Genomic DNA, 21,788 nt, shown 5'->3' on the forward strand with positions numbered 1-21,788 from the left:
TTGTACGCCTCACCATGGCCGCTCGCTCACGACGGAGACATGGGCGGCGATCACCTTCCAGCCGGCATCGGGGAAGCGCACCCAGGTCTGGCTCTGCCGGCCGATCTGCTCCTTGCCGCGCACCTTGAACTCGAGGTTCACGGTGGCGAGGTTGCGGCCCAGGGTGAGGATCTCCAGCCGGATGCGCTTTTCCTTGAAGCCGGGTCCCGGCGGCCGCGCGACGCGATGGGCGTGGATCGCCTCGAAGCCGTAGCCGTTCTCGTGCAGGGCGTAGCGGATGGTGTGCGGGCTGTTCCAGAAGGTCGCGTCGAGCACCTCGACGTCCTTGTCGATCAGCGCCTGCTCGTAGCGCTCGAACAGCGCGCTCACCTCGGCGACGATCTCGGGGATGTTCTCCTTCATGCCGCCCGCTCCATCGCGCGCGCCACTGCCACCAGCATCGCGTCGCTGCCGCGCGCGCCGAGGATCGAGAGCCCAATCGGCGCGCCGTCGACCGTCGCGCCGGGGATGTTCACCTGCGGATGGCCGGCCAGCCCGCCATGCGCGCACAGGCAGGTGATGCGATCGCGCAGCGGATCGAGCGTCGACAGCGGGAGGCCACGTTTGGGCGCGGGGAAGGGCGTGGTCGGCATGCACAGGATCGTATCGGGCGGCAGCAGGTGGCGCAGCCGTCCGCGCGCTTCCTGGCGCATCAGGTTGGCCCAGCCGCGCTCGCTCTCGGGGATCATCGAGCCGTGTACCAGGCCACGCGCAACGTTGAAGGCGAAGCGCGGGTTGTCGCGATCGATCCAGGTCTTGAAGGTCTGCCACGCCTCGGCCGGCTGCAGGGTACGCTGCGCACGTGCCCAGACCGACAGGCCCTGCGGTGCCAGCAGCGTCTCGGCAGGCGTGCCGATGAGCTGCGCCAGCCGGCGCACCATCGGCCGCAGCGCCGCGGCGGCGTCGGCATCGGCGAAGCCGAAGGCGTCGGTGGCGATCAGCAGCTTCGACGGCAGTGCGGTCGGGATTGCCTCGCCGAGCATCACCTCGCAGACGCGTGCGAAGGTCGCGGCGTCGCGTGCGAACCAGCCGGTCGTGTCGGAGGTCGGCGCCTGCGGCAGCATGCCGGTGAGGTCGAGGCGGCCGTGCGTCGGGCGGATGCCGTACAGCCCGCAGAAGCTTGCCGGCACGCGCACCGAGCCGCCGGTATCGGTGCCCAGTGCCGTGTCGCAAGTGCCGGCGGCCACGGCGGCGGCCGAGCCAGAGGACGAGCCGCCGGGCACGCGATCGGGCGCAGCGGAATTGATTGGCGTGCCATCGAACTCGTTCTCGCCCAGGATGCCCAGCGACACTTCGTCGGTGATGGTCTTGCCGATCAGGTCGGCGCCGGCGTCGAGCAGGGTCTGCACCGCCCAGGCGTGCCGCGTCGGCACCGGGTTGTAGGCAGCCCAGTCCGGATTGCCGCCGCCGGTGGGATGGCCGGCGACATCGAACAGGTCCTTGGCGGCGAATGTCAGACCAGACAGCGGCCCGCCCGGCTTGCCGGCGATGTGGATCGATGTGCCTGACACGAACGCGTTAACCGTATCGCGCACGGGAACTCCTTCCATAGGATCTACCTTCCCCCGGAGGGGGAAGGTGCCGAAGGCGGATGGGGGATGTCGAACCCGAACGCAGGCGTCCGTCTTCGACATCCCCCATCCGGCGCTCCGCGCCACCTTCCCCCTCCGGGGGAAGGTAAAGACAAGGCCGAAGACTCGTCGACTCTACTCCGCCGCCACCTTCGGTGTTCTCGGCACGAATCGCGGCAGGTCGTGCGCCGTCACCGCGGGCGCCACGCCGTCGTAGCGCTCGACCTCGACCAGGCAGGTCTGCGCCGTGCAGCCCTGCGACAGCTTCGACGCGCCCATGTCGCGGGTCAGCGCGTTGGGATTGCCGTGCTTCTCCAGCGGTCGGTTGGCGCCGCCGCCGGCGGGATCGAACCAGGCGCCGGTCGACAGCCGCACCACGCCGGTGCGGATGCGCTCGGACACCTTCGCCGCGGCGAGGCAGGCGCCGCGCTCGTTGAACACGCGCACCAGGTCGCCGTCGGCGATGCCGCGCCGCTTCGCGTCGGCGGCGCTGATGGTGATCGGCTGGCGGCCCTTGATCTTGGTCGCCGCCGCGTGCGGGCTGTGGTCGAGCTGGCTGTGCAGCTTGTCGGTCGGCTGGTCGGAGATCATGTGCAGCGGATAGCGCCCGGCCTGCGCGCTGCCGAGCCATTCCGCCGGCTCCATCCACACCGGATGGCCGGGGCAATCGTCGTAGCCGAACGAGGCGATGCGCTCGGAGAAGATCTCGATCCTGCCCGATGGCGTCTTCAGCGGATGCCTGGCCGGATCCTCGCGGAACTTCGCCAGCATCACCGGCCGCTCGTTGGTGTCGGGCACGGTCGCCAGCCCGGCCTGCCAGAAATCGTCGAACGACGGCAGCGCGATGCCGATCTTCGCCGAGCGCTCGCGGCTCTCGCCGTAGAGCCGGCGCAGCCAGCCCATGGTGTCGAGGCCCTCGGTGTAGCGCTCCTTCGCGCCCAGCCGCTCGGCGATGGCGCCGTAGATCGCGAAATCGTCGCGCGCCTCGCCCTCCGGCGGCTTCACCGCCTTCATGGCGATGACGTGCTTCTCGCGCGTCGCCGAACCGATGTCGTCGCGCTCCAGCGAGGTCGTCGCCGGCAGCACGATGTCGGCCATCTTCGCCGCCGCGGTCCAGAACTGCTCGTTGACGACGATGGTCTGCGGCTTGCGCCACGCCAGCTTCAGCCGATTGAGGTCCTGGTGATGATGGAATGGATTGCCGCCGGCCCACATCACCAGCCTGATGTCGGGATAGCTGTGCGTGGCGCCGTTGTACTCGAAGGTCGCGCCCGGGTTCAGCAGCATGTCGGCGATGCGCGCGACCGGGATGAACGCCTTCACCGCGTTGTCGCCTTGCGGCAGGGTCGCCCCGGGGATGCGCGCGTGCGGGCTGCCCATCAGGTTGGCGGCGCCATAGCCGGTGCCGAAGCCGCCGCCGGGCAGGCCGATCTGGCCCAGCATGCAGGCCAGCGCGATCAGCGCCCAGAAGGGCTGCTCGCCGTGGTGCGAGCGTTGCAGCGACCAGGCGATGTTGAGCATCGAGCGGTTGGCCGCGAGCTCGCGCGCCAACGTTGCGATTCGCTCGGCCGGCACGCCGGTGATTGCCGCCGCCCATTGCGGCGTCTTGACGATGCCGTCGATCTCGCCGATCAGATAAGGCACATAGCGCTCGAAGCCGACGCAGCAGCGCGCCAGGAAATCGCGGTCGTGCAAGCCCTCGGTGTAGACGACATGGGCCATGGCCAGCAGCATGGCGGTATCGGTGTTGGGCCGGATCGCGATCCACTCGTCCTGCCCGCCTGTGTCGAGATCGTCGGCGGTCGGCGTGACGTTGACGAAGCGCGTGCCCGATGCGCGCATGCGGCGCAGGCCGTCGCGGATGCGATGCTCGCTGGGGCCGCCGGCGTTGACCTGCGCGTTCTTGTGCGGCACGCCGCCGAAGGTCACGAACAGCTTCGTGTGCTCCGCCATCACCTCCCAGCTGGTGTGGGCGGCGAACAGCTCCTCCATCGACATCACGATATGCGGCATCAGCACGCGCGCCGCGCCGAGGCTGTAGGAATCGACGTGGCGGACATAGCCGCCGACCGCATTCAGGAAGCGGTGGATCTGGCTCTGCGCGTGATGGAAGCGGCCGGCGCTCGACCAGCCGTAGGAGCCGCCGAAGATCGCCGCGTTGCCGTGTGTCCTGCTCACCCGCGCGATCTCGCCGGCTACGAGGTCGAAGGCCTCGTCCCAGCCCACCTCGACGAAGGGTTCCTCGCCGCGCAGCTCGCTGCGATGGCCGGGACCGCCCTCGAGCCAGCTCTTGCGCACCGCCGGACGGCGCACGCGCAAGCGCGCGACCTGCGGCGACAGCATGTGCAGACCGATCGGCGAAGGATCAGGATCCTCGCGGAACGGCCTGAGCGCCGTGGCGCGGCCGTTCTCCATCTCGACTTCGTAGACGCCCCAATGGGTCGAGGTCAGGACCGTCACCACGCTACTCCCGCACCAGGTTCAGAAGCGCGCCGCCGTCGACCGGCAGGGTCACGCCGGTGACGAAATTGGCCTCGTCGGAGGCGAGGAACAAGGCGGCATTGGCGACATCCCAGCCGGTGCCCATCTTGGCGCGCAGCGGCACGCGCGAATCGCGCTCGGCGGCGACCTCGGCACGGCTGCGGTTGGTCTTGCGCGCCCGCGTGTCGACGGCCATCGGCGTGTCCATCAGGCCGGGCAGGATGCAGTTGGCGCGCACGCCGTAGGGCGCGTTCTGGATCGCCAGCTGCTCGGTGAAGGCGATCATCGCCGCCTTCGAGGTCTTGTAGGCCACATACGGGTAGTTCGAGCCCGAGGCCACCGAGGAGATCTGGATGATCACGCCCGATTTCTGCTCGCGCATGATCGGCAGCACGTGCTTGCAGGCCATGACCGCGCCGCGCAGGTTGATCGCGGTGACGCGGTCGAAAGCCTCCTCGGTGATCTCGGTCGGTGGCGCGTCGCCGCCGGCGATCGAGACGCCGACGTTGTAGTGCAGGATGTCGATGCGGCCCCAGCGGCGCATGGCGTCCGTCACCATCGCCTTCAGCGACTCCTCCTTCAGCACGTCGGCCTCGAAGGCCGCGGCGTGGCCACTCTGCTTGTCGATCAGGTCGACGGTTTCCTGCGCCGAGGCGAGATCGCGATCGACGCACAGCACGCGCGCGCCCTCCTGGGCGAAGCGGATGGCGGTGGCGCGGCCATTGCCGATGCCCTCGCCGGGGCTTTGCCCGGCGCCGATGACGATGGCGATCTTGCCGTTCAGACGCATGTGATTCTCTCCTGATCCTTACCTTCCCCCGGAGGGGGAAGGTGGCGCGCAGCGCCGGAATGGGGATGCCTCAACGAAGCCGGTGTCCGTCTTCGACATCCCCCTTCCGCCCTTCGGGCACCTTCCCCCTCCGGGGGAAGGAATTCGAGTGGACGTCGCTCACGACTTCGGCAGCGGGAATTCGTCGAGGTACTTCTGGTACTCGGGCTCGACGTCGATCCGCATGGCGCCGAGGAAGCGCACCACGCCGTTGTAGAAGGCGATGGTGATCATCAGGTCGACGAGGTGCTCCTCGCTCAGCGCCGCCTTGAGCTCGGCGAAGGTCGCGTCGCTGACCTCCATCCTGGTGCTCATCTCGCGCGCCGCGCGCAGCACCGACTTCGCCAGCGGCTCGAGGCTGTTGGGCTTGCCCTCGGTGTCGGCGATCAGCGCCCTGATATCGTCCCTGGTGACGCCGAAATCATAGCCGATCTTGATGTGGTGCGAGTACTCGTAGGGCGCGCGCGCGAGGTAGCCGACCTGCAGGATGGCGAGCTCGCGCAGGCGGCCGTCGAGCTTGCTGCCGAAGCGGATGTAGCGACCCAGCGTGCCGAAGGCGCGCGCGCCGTCGGGGCTGTAGCTCAGGATGCGATAGAGCGCGATGTCGCGCTTCAGCAGATCCTTGTCGGCCGGCTTGAGATCGTCGGGCGTGAGATAGGGCAGGCGCGCCATGGAGTGTTGTCTCCTCTTGTCATTCCCTGTCATCCCGAGCGCAGCGAGGGATCCAGGGTCGTCCTGGATCCCTCGCTGCGCTCGGGATGACAGCGGGACATCAGTGATCCTCGGATTCGCGCTCGGGCGCCACGAGCGTCACGCCGCCGTCGACCACCAGCACCTGGCCGGTGATGTAGCGCGCCTGGTCCGACAGCAGGAAGCGCACGGCGTGGCCGATGTCCCAGCCGGTGCCCTCGATCTTCAGCACCGAGGCGTTCCGGCGCTGCTCGCGCTGCTTGGGCGCCATGCCGTTGCGGATCACCATCGGCGTGTAGACCGGGCCGGGCGCCACGCAATTGACGCGGATGTTGTCGCGGCCGTGATCGACCGCCATCGCCTTGGTCAGCGCGATCACCGCGCCCTTGGACACCGAGTAGGCGGTCAGCCCGCGCGGGCGCAGCGCCGAGATCGACGAGACATTGACGATGGCGCCGCCACCGGCGGTCTTGATCATCGCCGGGATGGCGTACTTCGAGACCAGGAACATGGTCTCGACATTGACCTTCATCAGGTTCTGCCAGCTCTCGCGGCTCTCCTGCACGACGCTGCCGCGGCTGCCGATGCCGACGTTGTTGTCGAGCAGGTCGAGCCGGCCGAAGCGTGCCACGGTGGCGTCGACCAACGCCCGGCACTCGGCTTCCGAGGTGACGTCGGCGGCGCGCGCGTCGGCGCTGCCGCCCTCCTCGGCGATCATCTTCGCGGTGCGTTGGGCCAGCGCGATGTCGCGGTCGACGACCATGACGTGCGCACCGGCGCGCGCCAGCAGGATGCAGGCGGCGCGGCCATTGCCGATGCCGTCGCCCGCGGCGCCGCCACCGGAGACGATCGCGACCTTGCCCTTCAGGCCCATGTCGTCGCTCATGGCACTTCCTCCCTATGGCAGGCCGGCGCCGGGCACATCGACGCGCATCGCCTCGATGCGGCCGGACCTCGCCGCGGCGACGTTCGGACCGCTCGCGCTGTTGGTGACGACGTAGAGCGTGCGCCGGTCGTCGCCGCCCAGCATGCAGGCATAGGCGCCGCGGTCGGGCAGCGCGATCGTGCGATCGACGCGGCCGCCCTCGAAGACGCGCACGACGCGCCGGCCGCGCGGATCGGCGACCCAGATCGCGCCCTCGGCGTCGAGGCAGATGCCGTCGGGGAACACGTCCTCGAACTGCGCCCAGACGCGCCGGTTCGACGGCGTGCCGTCGGCTTCGATGTCGAAGGCGGTCAGCCGATTGCCGCGCGTCTCGCCGATCACCAAGGTGCGCCCGTCGGGCGTGACGATGCTGCCGTTGGGGAAGGCGAGGTCGTCGGCCGCGCGCGTGACCTTGCCGTCGGGATCGACGCGCACGATGCAGGTCGTGCGCGCCGCCTCGCCGCCGAACAGGTCGAAGCCGAAATTGCCGACCCAGGCGCGGCCCTTCGCGTCGACGACCATGTCGTTGCAGGGACCGCGCCCATGCGCCGACAGGTCGGCGTGCCGCACCAGCTCGCCGCCGACCTGCTTCAGCAGCGTCCGATCGAGCATCGAGACGACCAGCAGCGTGCCGTCGGGCAGCCAGCCCAGGCCGGAAGGTTGCTGCGGCACCGTCGCCATGGTCTCGGTGCGGCCCGCCGCGTCCATGGCGATGACGCTGTGGGTATAGAAGTCGGAGAACCACAGCCGGCCGTCATGCCAGCGCGGGCCCTCGCCGAAGGTCAGGCCGTCGAGAATGGTCTCCAGCGTGCCGGCGCCGGCCATGCGCTTCCTCCTGCGCCGCGAGCCGGCGTCGTGTCGCGGCGGAGGTTAGGGGGCGGGCGGCGGCATCGGCAAGCGGGTGCGGCGCAAGGGTGGCGTGCGCGCCAAGGCAAACGGCGCCGACACGGCCACCGGAATGGCCCTGTCGACGCCGCGGCGATGCGGGTGCCGGCCGCTGCAGGCGGCGCGGCCTCGCGGATCAGATGGCTTCCTTGAGATCCTTGGCGACGCGGAAGGCGACCTTCTTCGACGCCTTGATCTTGATCGCCTCGCCGGTCGACGGATTGCGACCCATGCGGGCGGCGCGGCGACGGACCTGCAGGATGCCCAGGCCGGTGATGCGCACCTTGTTGCCCTTCTTGAGGTGCTTGACCGTGAGCTGCACGAACTCGTCGAACAGCCCGGCGACCGCCTTCTTGGGCATGTCGCTCTTCTCGGCCAGCTCGGCGATCATCTTCGACAGCGGGACGGTGGGGGCCGTCGGGGCCTTGGCGGGGGCCTTGTCGCTCATGTGGAATCCTCGGTTGTTTGTTGTGCACCCGCGTCCGGAGGGGGCGGCGGGATGCGCAAATTACACCGTTTTTCCGCGCTCGCCCACGCCGAACATGCGATTTTTCGCGGTTTTCCTAGGTTTTTTCACAGGCGAATGCGATTCGGGCCTGCAAAACCGGGCTTTTTCCACCACGCGACGCGGGCGGATCAGGCCGTGCCGGCCGGATAGGCGATCCTCAACACCTCGATCTGCTCGACGCCCGAGGGCGTGCGCACCGACACGGTGTCGCCCACGCGCGCCTTCAAGAGGGCCCGCGCCACCGGCGACACCCAGCTCACGAGGCCCCTGTTGGAGTCGACTTCGTCAACGCCGACGATGGTGATCGTGTGCTCCTCGTCGCGCATGTTGGCGTATGTCACGGTGGCACCGAAGAACACCTGGTTGCGCCTGATCTGCTTGCCCGGATCGACGACCTCCGCACTCTCCATGCGCTTGCCGAGGAAGCGCAGGCGGCGGTCGATCTCGCGCAGCCGGCGCTTGCCGTAGAGATAGTCGCCGTTCTCCGAGCGATCGCCGTTGGCCGCGGCCCACGACACCACCCGCACGACCTCCGGCCGCTCGACACGCACCAGCCGCTCGCGCTCCTCGCGCAGGGCCGCGAAGCCCCGGGGCGTGATGTAGTTCTTGCTGCCCGCCGGCAGCGCCGGCGCGACCGCGTCGGCACCCTCGTCGTCGATGCCGCCGTCGTCTTCCTTCATGAACGCCTTGCTCATGGCCTGCCTCCGCCACCCGGCCTCATAACGCACGACGCGGCCCGAAGGCCGCGTCGCAAGGCGATATTGGGCGGGACCCGGATCAGCGGAAGATGCGGATCATGTCGCGCACCGTGCCGACACCGTCGATCACGTCGCGCGCCGTGCTTGTCGGCCGCGTCGGCTGCGGCTGGGCGGTCGGCGCCGGCTGCGCGGTCGGCTGCGGCTGATAGGTCGGCGCCGGGGTGGCGGCGGCGCGGGCGCGCTCGCTGGCCAGCCAGTTGGCGTAGGCCGTCTCGGTCTGGGCGATCAGCGCGCCGTACTGGTCGCGGTTGAGGTAGCCCGTCGGCTGGAAGCCGCGCGAGGTCTGCCAGCCCGTGATCGCACGGCGCGTGCCGGGGCCGAAGGCGCCGTCGACGCCGTTCGGATTGAAGCCGGCGAGCAGCAGGCGACGCTGGATGCCCGTGCGGTCATTGGCGGTCAGGCCGATCGCCAGCTCGGTCGCCTCGTCGGCGTTCTTCGAGGCGGCGGCGGCGTCGACCGAGCGGCCCTGCTGGCCCTGGTCGGCGGCGGCGGTACGCGGCGCGTCGGGCTTGTTCTTCAGCGCCTCCAGCCGGTTCTTCGCCATGCCGGCGAACTGGCCGTTCGGGTAGCGCTTCAGATACTCCTCGTAGTCCTTGGCCGCGCCGCTCTTGTCGGCCGACTGCCAGAAGGCGAGCTCCATCTGGCGCTCGTCGAAGCTGCTGGCGGCCGGCGGGGCGGCGCCCGCCGTCGGGGCCGGCGCCGGCGTCGCGCTGGGCTCGCCCGGCTTCATGTAGAACTCGCCGGTCAGCGACGCGTTGGTCCAGGGGCGCTGCTTCTCCTTGGTCTTCTCGAAGACGTCCTTGGTGACGCGGCGCATCATCAGGCCGATCTCGACGCCGGGCGTCTCGATGTGGCGCAGCAGCGCCTCGGTGAACGGGCTGTGCTTGCCGTCGCCGTCGAGCGCCACGTCGCCCGGGTCGGTGGCGAAGGCGATGATCGAGCCGCCGGCGGTGTTGACCTCGGCGAGGCCCTTCTTCAGGGCGGCCGAGCGGGTCTTGCCCATGCTGCGCGACAGCTGCTTCTCGAACGGATTGTCGCGACAGGCGTCGAGCATGACGATCTTGACCTTGGTCTCGCGCTCCATCTGGCGCGAGACGAGATCCATCTTCACCGCGTTGAAGTCGAGGTCGGCCTCGGTCTGGATCGCGGCATCGACCGGGATCAGGTAGTTCTCGCCCGAGACCTGCAGGCCGTGGCCGGCATAGAAGAACAGCGCGACGTCGGCGCCGGCCAGCTTGTCGGCGAAGCTGCGCACGGTCTTGCGCAGATCGGCGTTGCCGAGATCGAAGCCGGAGACGACATCGAAGCCCAGCCGCTCGAGCGCGGCCGCCACGGCCCTGGCGTCGTTGGCCGGGTTGGCCAGCGGCGGGGCGTGCTGGTAGGCGGCATTGCCGATGACCAGGGCGACGCGGCGCTCGGCCGAAGCCGCCGATGCCAATGCCACGAGGCCGAGCGCGAATGCGAACAGCGCCAATATCCGACGCATGGGTGCCTCCACAGGCGAAGTACGCTTACGTGAATGCCATCAATATCAGAAATGAGCGCCCGCTCGTCAATGACAAAGTGCGGTCGCATCGGCACTTTTCACGTTTCCGGCGGGCTATCCCAGCCAGTCGAGGATCGCCCCGGCGACGGCATCCGGCCGGTCGAGATCGGCCAGATGGCCCGCCCCGGTCACCGTCTGGATGGTGGTCTTTGCCTTGATTCCGCTGGCGAATAGCCGGGCATAGGCGGGCGGCTGCAGGCGGTCCTGATCGCCCCACAGGATCAGGCTCGGCGCCTCGATCAGCTTCAGGCGCCTGGCCAGCTGGGTATTGCCCAGCGGCCAGAAGGCGCGCGCCGCAGCCTCGGCGGCCCGGGTCATCTCGATCGGCCATTCGACCGAGTTGGCGCCCTCGGGCGGCGCGACCAGCCGCTTCCAGTTCTCGGGATCGGCGCACATCAGGGCGGCGACGGCGTCGCTGCGCTGCGCCCACGGATCGGTCGCCGGCTCGGCCTCGTCGAACATCCCGAATGGCGCCACCAGCACCAGCCGCTTCACCGAGGCGGGAAAGATCGCCGCCATCTCGGCGGCGAAGCTGCCACCGACCGAGGCGCCGCCGAGATCGACGCCATCGAGCCCGGCCTTCACCAGCAGCTGGCGGACGGCGAGGATCCAGTCGAGATGGTTATCGAGGACGCTGTGGCCCGTCGCGCCGGGAAAGCCGGGCAGCGACGGCACGACGACGGTGCGCTTCTCGGACAGCCTGTCGAGGAACGGTGTCCAGCGCGGCAGGCCGCCGAAGCCGGCGAGCCAGCCCAGCACTGGGCCGCTGCCCTTGCGCCACACGCGGCAGGCGAAGCCGTTGACGTCGACCGTCAGCGTCTGTGGTTCGGTCACGGGATGCCCTGTGCTTCTATTCGGCGGCGAGGCGTGGCTGGAAGGCGGGGACCGAGGCGCGCTCGGCGCGCTTCATCGGCTTGGGCCACCACTTGTCCTCCCACTCCGAGAACAGGTCCTTCACCCTGGGCATGACCTTCTCGGCGAACAGCCTGGTGTTGTAGTGGGTCGTGGCCTTGCCCATGTTGCCGTACTGCAGCAGCAGCATCAGATGGCCGACATTGAGGCTGGTGGCGACGTGGCGGATCTGCTCGACCACCTCGTCGGGCGAGCCGATGATGACATAGCCGCCGTCGACGATGTCCTTCATGTTGGTCGCCTTCAGCGACGCCTTGGTCGCCGGGTTGGCGACGTTGGCCGCGCGCGCCACCATGCTCTGGATGCCGGCGCGCTGCGTGGCCTCGGTGGTGTAGCCCGGCGGCTGGGCAAAGCGCGCGTCGACATGCAGGCAGCGGCCGTAGAAGTATTCGGCCGGCTCGGTATAGAGCTCGAGCGCCTGCTCGCGGCTCTCGGCGACGCCGACGAACTGCAGGAAGCCGGCGCGGTACGGATTGCGGTCCTTGCCGAGCTTCTCCATCTCCTTCCAGAAGCCCTGCATGGTCGTCAGCCCGGCCTTGTAGCCGTAGTAGCTGAGATAGCAGTAGACGTAGTCCATCTCGGCGCACCAGCGCCATGTCTCGATCGAGCCGCCGCCGGGGATCCAGATCGGCGGATGCGGATCGTCCTGGATCGGCCGCGGCCAGATGTTGACGTAGCGCTGCTGGTTGAAGCGGCCGTTGAAGGCGAAGGTCTCCTTCTCGGTCCACGCTTTCTTCACCAGGTCGTGCGCCTCGTGATAGCGGTCGCGCAGCATCGAGGGGTTCTGGCCGTAGGCGTAGCAGGTGTCCATCGGCGAGCCGACCGGGAAGCCGGCGATCAGCCGGCCGCCGGAGATGCAGTCGATCATCGCGAACTCTTCGGCGACGCGCGTCGGCGGATTGTAGAGCGCCAGCGAATTGCCCATGACGCACAGCGCCGTGTCGGTCGTGCGCCGCGCCAGCGAGGAGGCGATCAGGTTGGGCGAGGGCATCAGGCCGTAGCCGTTGGAATGATGCTCGTTGACGCAGATCGCGTCGTAGCCGCACTCGGCGGCGAACTCGAGCTCGTCCATGAAGTCGTTGTACATGTGATGCGCGCGCTTCGGGTCGAAGAGCGAGGAATGGATGTCGACCCACACGCTGGGATGCTTCTTGTTGAAGTCGTCCGGCAGCTCCGTGTAGGGCATCAGATGGAACCACATGAGCTTCATGGCGGTGTTCCTCCAGCCATATGAACGGTCGTTTACCTGTCGGCGATAAGACGCGCCCAGGCGCTCCGCTGTCAATCCGCACGGGATCGCAGTGCGAAGTCTTCCGGGACCGCCGGCGGGACGCCGGCGCTCCCATCTATGCCTTGCGCGCCCGACCCAGCGCGACGTGCTTCCAGGGATCGGGCATCTGGCCCACCGGCACCTCGATCAGCACCGGCGCCTTGCGCGCGAAGGCCTTGTCGATCGTGGTCTTCAGCTCGGCCGGCGATTGCGCGCGCATGCCTTCGACGCCGAAGCTCTCGGCCATCTTCACGAAGTCGGGGTTCTTCAGCTCGGTGGCGATGGTGCGATTGTTGAACTGGTCCTGCTGGATCCGCTTGACGTTGCCGTAGGCGCCGTCGGCGAACACCACCGCGACCAGCGGAATGTTGTGCTGCGCCGCCGTGGCCATCTCGTTGGCGGTGAACAGGAAGCCGCCATCGCCGTTGATCGACAGCACCGGCGTGTCGGGCATCGCGATCTTCACGCCCAGCCCCGTGGCATAGCCCCAGCCCAGCGTGCCCTGGTAGCCGGTGGTGATGAAGGTGCGCGGCCTGTAGGTCTTGTAGGCCAGACGCGCGACGTAGCCGACCTGGGTGAGCTCGTCGACGAAGATGCCGTCCTCGGGCAGCGCCGCGCGGATCGCCTCGAGATAGTCGAGCTGCGGACGCAGGCCGTCGATGCTCGCCATCACCCCGGCCTTCACCTCGCGCACTTCCTCGGCGCGGTCGGCGCGCTTGCCGTTGTGCTTGCCGAGCCTGTCGGCCAGCGCCTTCAGCACCAGCGCCGAGTCGCCGACGATGCCGATGTCGGGCGCGCGCTGGCGCACCAGCTCCTCGGGGTCGGCGTCGACGCGCACGATCTTCAGGTCGGCATCGACGCCCCAATTGGCGAGCTGTGTCTGCAGGCGGGTGCCGACGGCGAGCACGACATCGGCGCTGGCCCAGAGCTTGTGGCCGGCCAGGCTGTTGATCGACAGCGGATGGCGACAGTCGATCGCGCCCTGGCCCATGCGCACCGCCATGACCGGCGCCTGCAGCGCCTCGGCGACCGCGCGCAGGGACTCGCCGGCGTGCAGCGCGCCGCCGCCGACGGCGATCAGCGGCCGCTTGGCATTGCCCAGCAGCTTGGCCGCGGCCTCGACGGCGTCCTCGTCGACGGGAGCCACCTCGGGGATCGCGCCGTCCTGCGGCATCGCCACCGTCGCCTTGCGCGCCCAGGTGTCCATCGAGCATTCGAGGCCGACCGGCCGCGGACGGCCCGACTGCATGATGCGGAACGCGTCGTTGACCAGGCCCGGCGCCTCGGCGGCGCCCTTGATGCGCGCCGACCATTTGGTCAGCCCGCGCATGATCGCGAGCTGGTCGGGCAGCTCGTGCAGCAGGCCGAGATTGCGGCCCACCGAGGCCAGCGGGATCTGACCCGACAGTGCCAGCACGCGCGCGTTGCAGGCATAGGCCGTCGACAGGGCCGCGGTGGTGTTGAGAAAACCGGGGCCGGGAACAACGGCGTAGACCTGCGGCTTGCCTGACGCGAGCGCCGCGCCCAGCGCCATGTAGGCGCAGCCCTGCTCATGACGCGCGTGGACCGGGCGGATGGCGTTGGTGTTGTCGTAGAGCGCGTCGAAGAACGGATCGTTCTGCACGCCGGGCAGGCAGTAGATCGTGTCGATGCCGTTGCGCCTGAGCGTGCCGACGACGGCCTGCGCGGTGGTCATGCGTTCCATTCTTCCCTCCGTCGTCTGCTGCGACTGCCGACAAACTACCTTCCCCCGCTGGCGCAGGGCTATCGCATATGAGTCTCCCTTTCCCCGGAGGGGGAAGGTGGCGCGCGCAGCGCGACGGAAGGGGGATGCCTCGACGAAATCGATGTCGGTCTTCGACATCCCCCTTCCGCCCTGCGGGCACCTTCCCCCTCTGGGGGAAGGAGAAGATGATGCTGGCCACTCACCGCGGTGAAGGCAGGGTGAGCACGTCCTGGGCCCAGGACGTTTCGCGCGCCTCTTCCGGCACGATCGGGCTCTGGTTGTCGCCGCCGGCCTCGCGCCGGGCGCGGTTGCGCCCGACATGCTCGTCGAGCTCCTGGAAGCCGACCGGCGGGCCGCAGAACGGCTTCATGACGCAGAAGTCGCGCACCACCGGCACGATGTCGCGCTGGAAGTCGCAGCCCTGGGCGATCCACTTCGCGGTCCAGCGGTCGGCGATGTCGTCGTCCATCAGCTCGATCAGCGGATGGCGCGCCCAGTACTGGCGCAGCAGGTTCTTGATGATGCGCCGCCAGCGCTCCGGCTTGGCGATCGGCGCCGGCGGCGGGCGTTCCGAGGGCACCGCCTCGGCTGGTTCCACCGGCGCGGTGGCCGGGTCGGGCGGGGCCTGCTCGGTGGCGTCGGCCGGCACCGGCTGGGGTTGCGGCGGCGGGGGCGGCGGCGGCTCGGGCTCGGCCGGATCGGCCGGGTAGCGCCGCCGCGCGCGCCGGGCGACGCGGTGCAGCAGGCGCCAGTCGACGATGCGCAGGTAGGCGAGGCCCTCGACCGTGTAGAAGCGCACCAGCCCGTGCGCCGCCAGCTCCTCGAGCATGGCGCGCACGGCGGCGTCGTCGATCTCGTCGCCGGGGAAGACCTGCATGCGGATGGTGCCGGACTTGAGCGGCAGCACGCCGAAGGGGTCGGCGAAGTTCTGCAGGCCGAGGAACAGCAGGCGGCTCATCGGCGTGCAGTCGATGACCGCCTCCCAGGTCCAGAAGTCGGGAGAGAGCGGGCGGATGCGGGACATGCGGGCGGACTCCGGCGTGAAACGATGACAGCCGGTGTAAGCCCGCAGGCGACAAACTCCTATTTCAACCTCTACGGTTGTCGTCCGCAGCATTCCGATCGCTGCGAGACAGGGGATTCTGCCTCCGCTTATGCGTGTCGGAATCGCGGGGCGAACCCCCTCTCCCTGCTTGCGGGGAGAGGGTCGGGGTGAGGGGTCGTATCCGGTTGGGCACAGCCGTGGTGCGCCACTTGCGGCAGCCCCTCACCCCAACCCTCTCCCCGCAAGCGGGGAGAGGGAGAAGGCTCAGGCATTCGAATAGCGCTGTGCCGCCTCGGCGTAGCCGATGCGCTTCTCCGGCGGCAGCTCGGGATAGCGCGTGCGCAGATGCGCCAGGATCACGCGCACGTCCTTGCTGCTGTCGGCGCGCACGGCACTGTCGACGAACATCTGCTTCAGCACGTCCTGCTGCGCATGGCTGCCGCCCAGCCGGTACATCTCCGACAGCACCGGGCGCATGGCGTCGAGCGCGGCCTGGTGCTCGCCCTTGCGATGCGCGATCACCGCCTCGCAGATCGGCACCGCGACGCGCCCGACGATCGGCGCGATGGTTCCCTTGCCGCGGCCGAACGCGCGCATCTCGTCCAGCATCGCGTCGGCGGCGCCGAAGCGGCCTGTGGCGGTCAGCGCCATCATCCAGTGCGGCAGGGTAAAGCTCGACAGGCAGTCGCCGATGCGCGCCTCGGCCTTGTCGGCGATCTCGACCCAGCGATTGCCGACATTCACGCCATGGCGCTCCAGCCGGAACAGCATCGAGGCGGCGTTCTGCACGTCGATGTAGACGTCGGGCTGCGCCTTGGTCAGGGCCGAGTCGAAATTGCGGAAGCCGCGGTCGTAGAGCTCCAGCACCCTGTCGGTCTCGCGCCGCTCGAGGTGGAACATCGCGCGGTGCCACCACAGGTGATGCTTGAGGTTGTTGCCGCCGTCCCAGTGCTTCTCCAGCCCGTCGAGCCAGGCGATGCCGTCCTCGTGCCGGCCCTGCATCTCCATGACGTGCGCCACGGCATGCGTGCCCCACAGATCGCCGGGATCGATGGCGATCGCCTCGCGCCCGGCCGGCTCGGCGTCGTCGTAGTTGCCGGTCTCCTCGTGCGCGAAGCACAGGCACGACAGCAGGGTGGCGTAGCCCGGCAGCTCGCGGCCCCAGTGTTCGGCGACGCGCACCACAGAGTCGCGCATGGTGCGCGCGCGGCCGAGCCAGAAATAGTTGAAGTGCGAGAGGCGCAGCGCCAGCACGTCGGTCGGCGTCTCGGTAAGGATGTTCTCCCAGCTCGCCAGCGCGGCGTCGAGGTCGCCCTCGACCCACTGCTCGAGCGCGTCGATGTGCTGTATCTCGCGCCGCGACGCGCGCCTGGCTCCCGCGCGTGCCGCCAGCGCCGCCTCGCGGGCCGTCGCGATGTTCGCCTGCTTGTAGGACAGCATGGCGAAATAGCCCTTCAGGCACTGCGCCAGCGCGAACTGCGGATCGGCGGCGAGCGCGGCGGCGAGATGCTGGGGCGTGTCGAGGCGGTACTTGATGTAGCCGAGCGTGGCGCGATTGAAGGCGTCGGCGGCGTCGGCCGACGCGCAGGTCAGCGTCAGGCCGTGCAGGTCCTGTAGCATGGCGGTGTCGTTCGCTCTCCCTCTCGGCGCGAACCCTCCCGCGCGCGGTGCATGAAGTCAAACGGATGATTGTGCTAGGACTGCCGGCACACGCCGGGCTTGGTGGTTTGGCGCTCTGCTCCCTCTCCCCGCAGGCGGGGAGAGGGAGTGGTCCTGGGTGCAGGGGAGAAGCGCCTGATGCCGATCCGATTGATGCACGATGTGCTGAAGCTCGCCGGGCGCATGCCGCGCGCCGACGACGATGTGCGCTTCAGCGGCGGCGATCCGGTGTTTCCGACGCCCTTCGCCATCGGCTCGGCTGGCGCAGCGGCGCTGGGCGCGATCGGCGTGGCGGCGAGCGATCTGTGGCGGCTGCGCAGCGGGCGCGGCCAGTCGGTGGCGGTCGATCTGCGCGCCGCCGCCGCCTCGCTGCGCTCCAACACCTACGTGCTGCGCGACGGCCGCAAGCCCGTAAGCTGGGATCCGCTGGCGGGCCATTACGCCACGGCAGATGGCCGGCACATGTTCCTGCACACCAACCATCCGCACCATCGCGCCGGCGCGCTGCGTGTGAGCGGCGCGAAGAGCGAGGATCGCGCCGGCCTCGCCGCCGCCGTCGCCGAGTGGAAGGGCCAGGACATCGAGGACGCGATCGCCGCGGCCGGCATGGTCGGCGGGCTGACGCGCACGCAGGCGGAGTGGGCGGCACATCCGCATGGCCAGGCGGTGTCGACGCTGCCGCTGTTCGAGATCGTGAAGATCGGCGAGGCGCCGCCGCAGAAGCTGCCGGCGGGCGACCGGCCGCTCGCCGGCATTCGCGTGCTCGACCTGACGCGCGTGCTGGCCGGCCCGACCTGCGGGCGCGTGCTGGCGGAGAATGGCGCCGAGATCCTGCACATCGCCGCCGAGCATCTGCCGTACCAGACCGACCTGCTGATGGACACCGGCCACGGCAAGCGCGGCGCCTATCTCGACCTGCGCGATGCCGCCAACGTCGAGACGCTCAAGGCGCTGGTGAGGGGCGCGCATGTCTTCAGCCAGGGCTATCGGCCGGGCACGCTGGCCGCGCGCGGCTTCTCGCCCGAGGCGCTGGCGGCGCTGCGGCCGGGCATCGTCTGCCTCAGCCTGTGCGCCTACTCGCACGCCGGGCCGTGGGCCGACCGCCGCGGCTTCGACTCCATCGTGCAGAACGTCACCGGCATGGCGGTGGCCGGCAGCTCGCTCGAGAAGCCGCGCAACATGCCGGTGCAGGCCAATGACTACATCGCGGGCTACATCGGCGCGCTGGGCGTGATGCTGGCGCTGCACAGGCGCGCCACCGAGGGCGGCTCGTGGCTGGTCCGCCTGTCGCTGGTGCAGGTCGCGCACTGGATCGGCGGGCTGGGCACGCTCGATGCGTCGAACGCCCGGGCCGAGCTCGCCGATGACGAGATCGCGGCGATCACCATGGAGAGCGACGGCCCGTTCGGCCGCCTGCGCCACCTCAAGCCGGTCGTGCAGCTCTCCGAGACGCCATGCTTCTACGCCCGGCCGGCCGAACCGCTGGGCAGCTCGCGGCCGGAATGGCTGTGATTAAGTATTGACTTAATTAAGTAGAGACTTATATGGAGGCTCATGGAGAGCCTCACCGCGCTGGCGGATCCGACCCGCCGCAGGATCGTTGAGATGCTGGGCAAGGGCGAGCGCGCCGCCGGCGACATCGCCGAGCATTTCGCCGTCAGTGGTCCGGCGATCTCGCAGCACCTGAAGGTGCTCAGGGACGCCAGGCTGGTCGCGGTGCGCGTCGACGGGCAGCGCCGGATCTACCGACTCGATCCGGCCGGGCTCGAGGAGATCGACCACTGGCTGGCCGATGTGCGGCGCTTCTGGAAAGGGCGACTCGACGCCCTGGAGCACGCGCTGCGCGAGACGCCGGCCAAGCAACGGAGAAGATCATGAGCGAGTATGGCGTGGTGCTCGATGCCGGCACGATCCGCTTCGAGCGACTCCTGCCCGGTCCGATCGAGCGGGTGTGGGAGTTCCTCACCGATCCCGTCCAGCGCGCCAAGTGGTTCGCCGGCGGACCGATCGAGCCGCGCGTCGGCGGCAGGCTCGAGCTGCGGTTCAAGCATCGCAACCTGATGACCACGGACGAGCCGGTGCCGGAGAAGTACCGGGACGTCACCGACAAGGGCATGATCTTTCGCAGCGAGGTGACGCGCTGGGAGCCGCCGCGCGTGCTCGGCTTCACCTTCAGCGAGCCCAAGGACGGCGTGCCGCCGTCGGAGGTGATCTTCGAGCTCACATCAGAAGGCGACAAGGTTCGGTTGGTGCTGACGCATCGGCTGCTGTCGGGCCGCGACGAGATGGCCGATGTCTCCGGCGGCTGGCATCTCCATCTCGAGATGCTGACGGCCCGGCTCGAGGGCCGCACGCCGCCGCAGATGTGGGCGACGCACGCGAAGCTCGAGCAGGCGTACGCCGAGCGCCTGCCGCGGTGATCGGGGGCAACCCGTTCACCCCGAGCGGATCGCGATCCGGACGGATTGAGTCCTGGCTGTCATCCCGAGCGCAGCGAGGGATCTCCTTGGGAGCGCCGGCGTCCCGCCGGCATCTTCATGAGCCGGCGGGACGCCGGCGCTCCCAGGAAGGCACTCTGGATCCCTCGCTGCGCTCGGGATGACAGAGGGATCGTCACTGCGCCGCCGCTCCCGGCATATCGCGTGCGCGGATGCGATCGAGCGCGCGGTCGAGGAAGTCGAGGCGGTCCTGGCCCCAGTAGCGCTCGCCCTCGAGCACGAAGGTCGGTGCGCCGAACACGCCCAGCCGCTCGGCTTCCTCGCTGTACTGGCGATAGAGCGCCTGCACGGGCTCGCTGGTCTCGGCCGCCACCAGCTCGGCGCCGGGCAGGCCGTTCTCGTCGGCCACGTCGCGGCGCACCCCGGCCTGCGACGTGTCGCGCTCCTCCGCCCACAGCGCTCGCAGGAGCGCGTGGCTGAGACGCAGCGCGTCCAGCCCGCGTAGCTGGGCGGCGATCACCGTCCAGCCCGGCCGCTTGTTCCACGCGGGATCGGTGACGATCTCCGGATAGTATTTCGGCTTCAGCACCAGCGGCATGCCGAGATGCCGGCGCCAGCGATCGAGCTCGAGCTCGTGATAGGTGCGGCGCGGCTGCGGGCGCGTGCGCAGCGGCACGCCGCCGGTCCTGGGCACGACGACCTGGAAGTCGTAGGGCTTGAGCACGAGCCTCGCGCGGTGGCGGCGCACGATGTCCTGCAGGCGCGGGCCCATGAAGTACGCCCAGGGCGAGGACAGGCTGTAGAAGCAGGCAAGCTCGATCATGCGACGCGGCCGATCTTCTCGCGCCTTACGCGGATGCCGGCGGCCTCGCGATCCCAGGTATCGGCGGTGACGCCCTCGCTGCGCAGCAGATGCTTCTGCACCTTCTGCGTCGGCGTCTTGGGCAGCTCGGCGACGATGCGCACGTAGCGCGGCACCATGAAATGCGCCATGCGCGGCACGAGGAAACGGATCAGCTCGGCCGGATCGAGGCTGGCGCCCTGGGCCAGCGACACCGCCACCAGCACCTCGTCCTCGGCGTGCTCACTGGCGACGGCGACGGCGGCGGCTTCCTTCACCGCCGGATGGGCGCAGATCTCGGTCTCGACCTCGAAGGAGGAGATGTTCTCACCGCGCCGGCGGATCGCGTCCTTCATGCGGTCGACGAAGAAGTAGTTGCCCTCGGCATCGGTACGAAAGGCGTCGCCGGTATGGAACCAGCCGTTGCGCCAGGCGCGCGCCGTGGCTTCGGGGTTCCTGTAATAGCCGTGGTTCATCGCCCAGGGCCGGTCGGTGCGCACGATCAGCTCACCGGCCTCGCCCGGCGCCACCTCGCAATCGTTGTCGTCGACGATGCGCACCTCGACGCCGGCGCGCGGCCGGCCGGCGGTGGTCAGCGGCCCGGGATTGCGCCCCGAAACGATCGGCGAGGACACCTCGGTCATGTTGAACACGGTATAGACGTCGCAGCCGAAGCGCCGCGAGAACGCCTCGGAATCTTCGCACAACGGCACCATGATCGCTGAGCGCAGGGTATGCGCGCGATCCTCGGGGCCGGGCGCGCGCTTGACCAGGAAGGTCGCCATCACGCCCAGCAGCACCGTGCTGGTCGCCTGCGTCCGGGTGACGACCTCCCAGAACGAGGCCGTGTCGAAGGCGTCGACGACACTGATCGAGCCGCCGAGCAGCAGCATGGCGTAGGCCGGACCGGCGCCGCCGACATGGAACATCGGCAGGTTCAGCATGAAGCGGTCCTCGGCGCCGAGGAAGAAGAACGACTCACTGGCCGCGGTGTAGAGATGCACGTAGGAGGTCAGCACGCCCTTGGACGGCCCGGTGGTCCCCGACGTGTAGATGATGGTCTGCGTGTCCCACGGCATGATCTCGCGCGAGAATGCCGCGGGCGCGCCGGATGGCGACAGCGTCGCGGCGTCGTGGATCGCCATGCCGGGGATCGAGGCGGCCCTGCCGCCGATGACGACGGCCTGCCTGAGCTTCGCGCGGTCGATGTCGGCGAGGCGACCGTACAGATCGGCGTGCGCGACGATCAGCGCGGCGTCGGAGTTTTCGATCACATGCTCGAGGATGCGGCCGCGATAGGCGAGGTTCACCGGCACATAGACCGCGCCGATGCAGTTCAGCCCGAACCAGACGCGCAGCGCGTCGGGCCCGTTGGGCAGCCATGACAGCACGTGCTCGCCCTGCTGCACGCCGAGAAGCTGGAAGCCGAGCGCCGCCTGGCGCGCGATGTCCAGGGTCTGGCGATAGGTCCAGCTCGTGCCGTCGGCAAAGATCGCGTAGGTCTTGTCCGGCGTCTCGGCGGCGCGCCGTTCCAGCACGTGCCGCAACACGCAATCCTCGGGCGCGGGGATCCGCTTGTCGTGCCAGGTGCGGCTCATGCGTGCCTCCTGCGACGGCCCGCGGCTTTCCCCCGGAGGCCGGCGTCGGCGCATGGTGGGGCAATCG

At 69.4% G+C, this 21,788-nt stretch carries 20 protein-coding genes; 3 read left to right on the plus strand and 17 right to left on the minus strand.

Translation table 11 applies throughout. The features are described 5' to 3' along the window. Positions 1-9: 9 nt before the first annotated feature. The 15 genes from hpxZ to KF889_23220 form a co-directional block, all read right to left on the minus strand. Positions 10-402 (minus strand): oxalurate catabolism protein HpxZ, encoded by a 393-nt coding sequence (gene hpxZ / locus KF889_23150; protein ID MBX3502350.1) that lies wholly within the window; start codon positions 400-402, stop codon positions 10-12. Beyond that, the gene (locus tag KF889_23155) at positions 399-1,589 is read right to left on the minus strand and encodes an amidase (protein ID MBX3502351.1); all 1,191 of its coding nucleotides are present in this window, start codon (positions 1,587-1,589) and stop codon (positions 399-401) included. Before KF889_23155 ends, hpxZ begins: the two co-directional genes overlap by 4 nt. Before the next feature lie 156 nt (positions 1,590-1,745). Then, entirely contained in the window at positions 1,746-4,070 is a 2,325-nt protein-coding gene (locus KF889_23160; protein ID MBX3502352.1) for a molybdopterin guanine dinucleotide-containing S/N-oxide reductase, read from the minus strand. 4 nt (positions 4,071-4,074) lie between these two features. After that, complete coding sequence (locus tag KF889_23165; protein MBX3502353.1) at positions 4,075-4,881, minus strand: SDR family oxidoreductase; 807 nt, start codon at positions 4,879-4,881, stop codon at positions 4,075-4,077. A gap of 159 nt (positions 4,882-5,040) precedes the next feature. Continuing rightward, positions 5,041-5,592: a carboxymuconolactone decarboxylase family protein gene (locus KF889_23170; GenBank protein MBX3502354.1), complete on the minus strand. Its 552-nt coding sequence runs from the start codon at positions 5,590-5,592 to the stop codon at positions 5,041-5,043. Between the two features lie 100 nt (positions 5,593-5,692). After that, on the minus strand, positions 5,693-6,496 hold the full coding sequence (locus KF889_23175; GenBank protein MBX3502355.1) for an SDR family oxidoreductase: 804 nt from the start codon (positions 6,494-6,496) through the stop codon (positions 5,693-5,695). Between the two features lie 12 nt (positions 6,497-6,508). Beyond that, complete coding sequence (locus KF889_23180; protein ID MBX3502356.1) at positions 6,509-7,360, minus strand: SMP-30/gluconolactonase/LRE family protein; 852 nt, start codon at positions 7,358-7,360, stop codon at positions 6,509-6,511. A gap of 196 nt (positions 7,361-7,556) precedes the next feature. Beyond that, positions 7,557-7,868 (minus strand): HU family DNA-binding protein, encoded by a 312-nt coding sequence (locus KF889_23185; protein ID MBX3502357.1) that lies wholly within the window; start codon positions 7,866-7,868, stop codon positions 7,557-7,559. Between the two features lie 188 nt (positions 7,869-8,056). Continuing rightward, on the minus strand, positions 8,057-8,623 hold the full coding sequence (gene greB, locus KF889_23190; protein MBX3502358.1) for a transcription elongation factor GreB: 567 nt from the start codon (positions 8,621-8,623) through the stop codon (positions 8,057-8,059). An 82-nt stretch (positions 8,624-8,705) separates the two neighbouring features. Beyond that, positions 8,706-10,172, minus strand: coding sequence for a caspase family protein (locus tag KF889_23195; protein ID MBX3502359.1), 1,467 nt, complete (start codon positions 10,170-10,172; stop codon positions 8,706-8,708). Positions 10,173-10,286: 114 nt separating this feature from the next. Further along, positions 10,287-11,066, minus strand: a complete 780-nt coding sequence (locus tag KF889_23200; GenBank protein MBX3502360.1) for an alpha/beta hydrolase — start codon at positions 11,064-11,066, stop codon at positions 10,287-10,289. A gap of 16 nt (positions 11,067-11,082) precedes the next feature. Then, the gene (locus KF889_23205; protein ID MBX3502361.1) at positions 11,083-12,354 is read right to left on the minus strand and encodes an LLM class flavin-dependent oxidoreductase; all 1,272 of its coding nucleotides are present in this window, start codon (positions 12,352-12,354) and stop codon (positions 11,083-11,085) included. Between the two features lie 136 nt (positions 12,355-12,490). Beyond that, positions 12,491-14,110 carry a TPP-binding protein gene (locus KF889_23210; GenBank protein MBX3502362.1) on the minus strand — a complete coding sequence of 540 codons (1,620 nt, stop codon included), beginning with the start codon at positions 14,108-14,110 and terminating at the stop codon, positions 12,491-12,493. A gap of 229 nt (positions 14,111-14,339) precedes the next feature. After that, positions 14,340-15,164, minus strand: a complete 825-nt coding sequence (locus KF889_23215; protein ID MBX3502363.1) for a hypothetical protein — start codon at positions 15,162-15,164, stop codon at positions 14,340-14,342. A gap of 285 nt (positions 15,165-15,449) precedes the next feature. Then, complete coding sequence (locus KF889_23220) at positions 15,450-16,805, minus strand: tetratricopeptide repeat protein (protein MBX3502364.1); 1,356 nt, start codon at positions 16,803-16,805, stop codon at positions 15,450-15,452. 177 nt (positions 16,806-16,982) lie between these two features. On the opposite strand from KF889_23220, the gene KF889_23225 reads away from it, so the two are divergent. From KF889_23225 to KF889_23235, 3 genes are read left to right on the plus strand one after another with little or no spacing between them, the layout of a single operon-like run. Beyond that, positions 16,983-18,356 carry a CoA transferase gene (locus KF889_23225; protein MBX3502365.1) on the plus strand — a complete coding sequence of 458 codons (1,374 nt, stop codon included), beginning with the start codon at positions 16,983-16,985 and terminating at the stop codon, positions 18,354-18,356. A 42-nt stretch (positions 18,357-18,398) separates the two neighbouring features. Further along, complete coding sequence (locus tag KF889_23230; protein ID MBX3502366.1) at positions 18,399-18,722, plus strand: winged helix-turn-helix transcriptional regulator; 324 nt, start codon at positions 18,399-18,401, stop codon at positions 18,720-18,722. Next, positions 18,719-19,264: an SRPBCC family protein gene (locus tag KF889_23235; GenBank protein MBX3502367.1), complete on the plus strand. Its 546-nt coding sequence runs from the start codon at positions 18,719-18,721 to the stop codon at positions 19,262-19,264. Before KF889_23230 ends, KF889_23235 begins: the two co-directional genes overlap by 4 nt. A gap of 193 nt (positions 19,265-19,457) precedes the next feature. Here the strand turns inward: KF889_23235 and KF889_23240 are convergent, their stop codons facing one another. Both KF889_23240 and KF889_23245 read right to left on the minus strand, forming a co-directional pair. After that, positions 19,458-20,105 (minus strand): 2-hydroxychromene-2-carboxylate isomerase, encoded by a 648-nt coding sequence (locus KF889_23240; protein MBX3502368.1) that lies wholly within the window; start codon positions 20,103-20,105, stop codon positions 19,458-19,460. Continuing rightward, positions 20,102-21,721, minus strand: coding sequence for an AMP-binding protein (locus tag KF889_23245; GenBank protein ID MBX3502369.1), 1,620 nt, complete (start codon positions 21,719-21,721; stop codon positions 20,102-20,104). The genes KF889_23240 and KF889_23245 overlap by 4 nt, the downstream gene beginning before the upstream one ends. Positions 21,722-21,788: the final 67 nt, after the last annotated feature.

This window comes from Alphaproteobacteria bacterium (assembly GCA_019635875.1).
Lineage (GTDB): Bacteria > Pseudomonadota > Alphaproteobacteria > Reyranellales > Reyranellaceae > JAFAZJ01.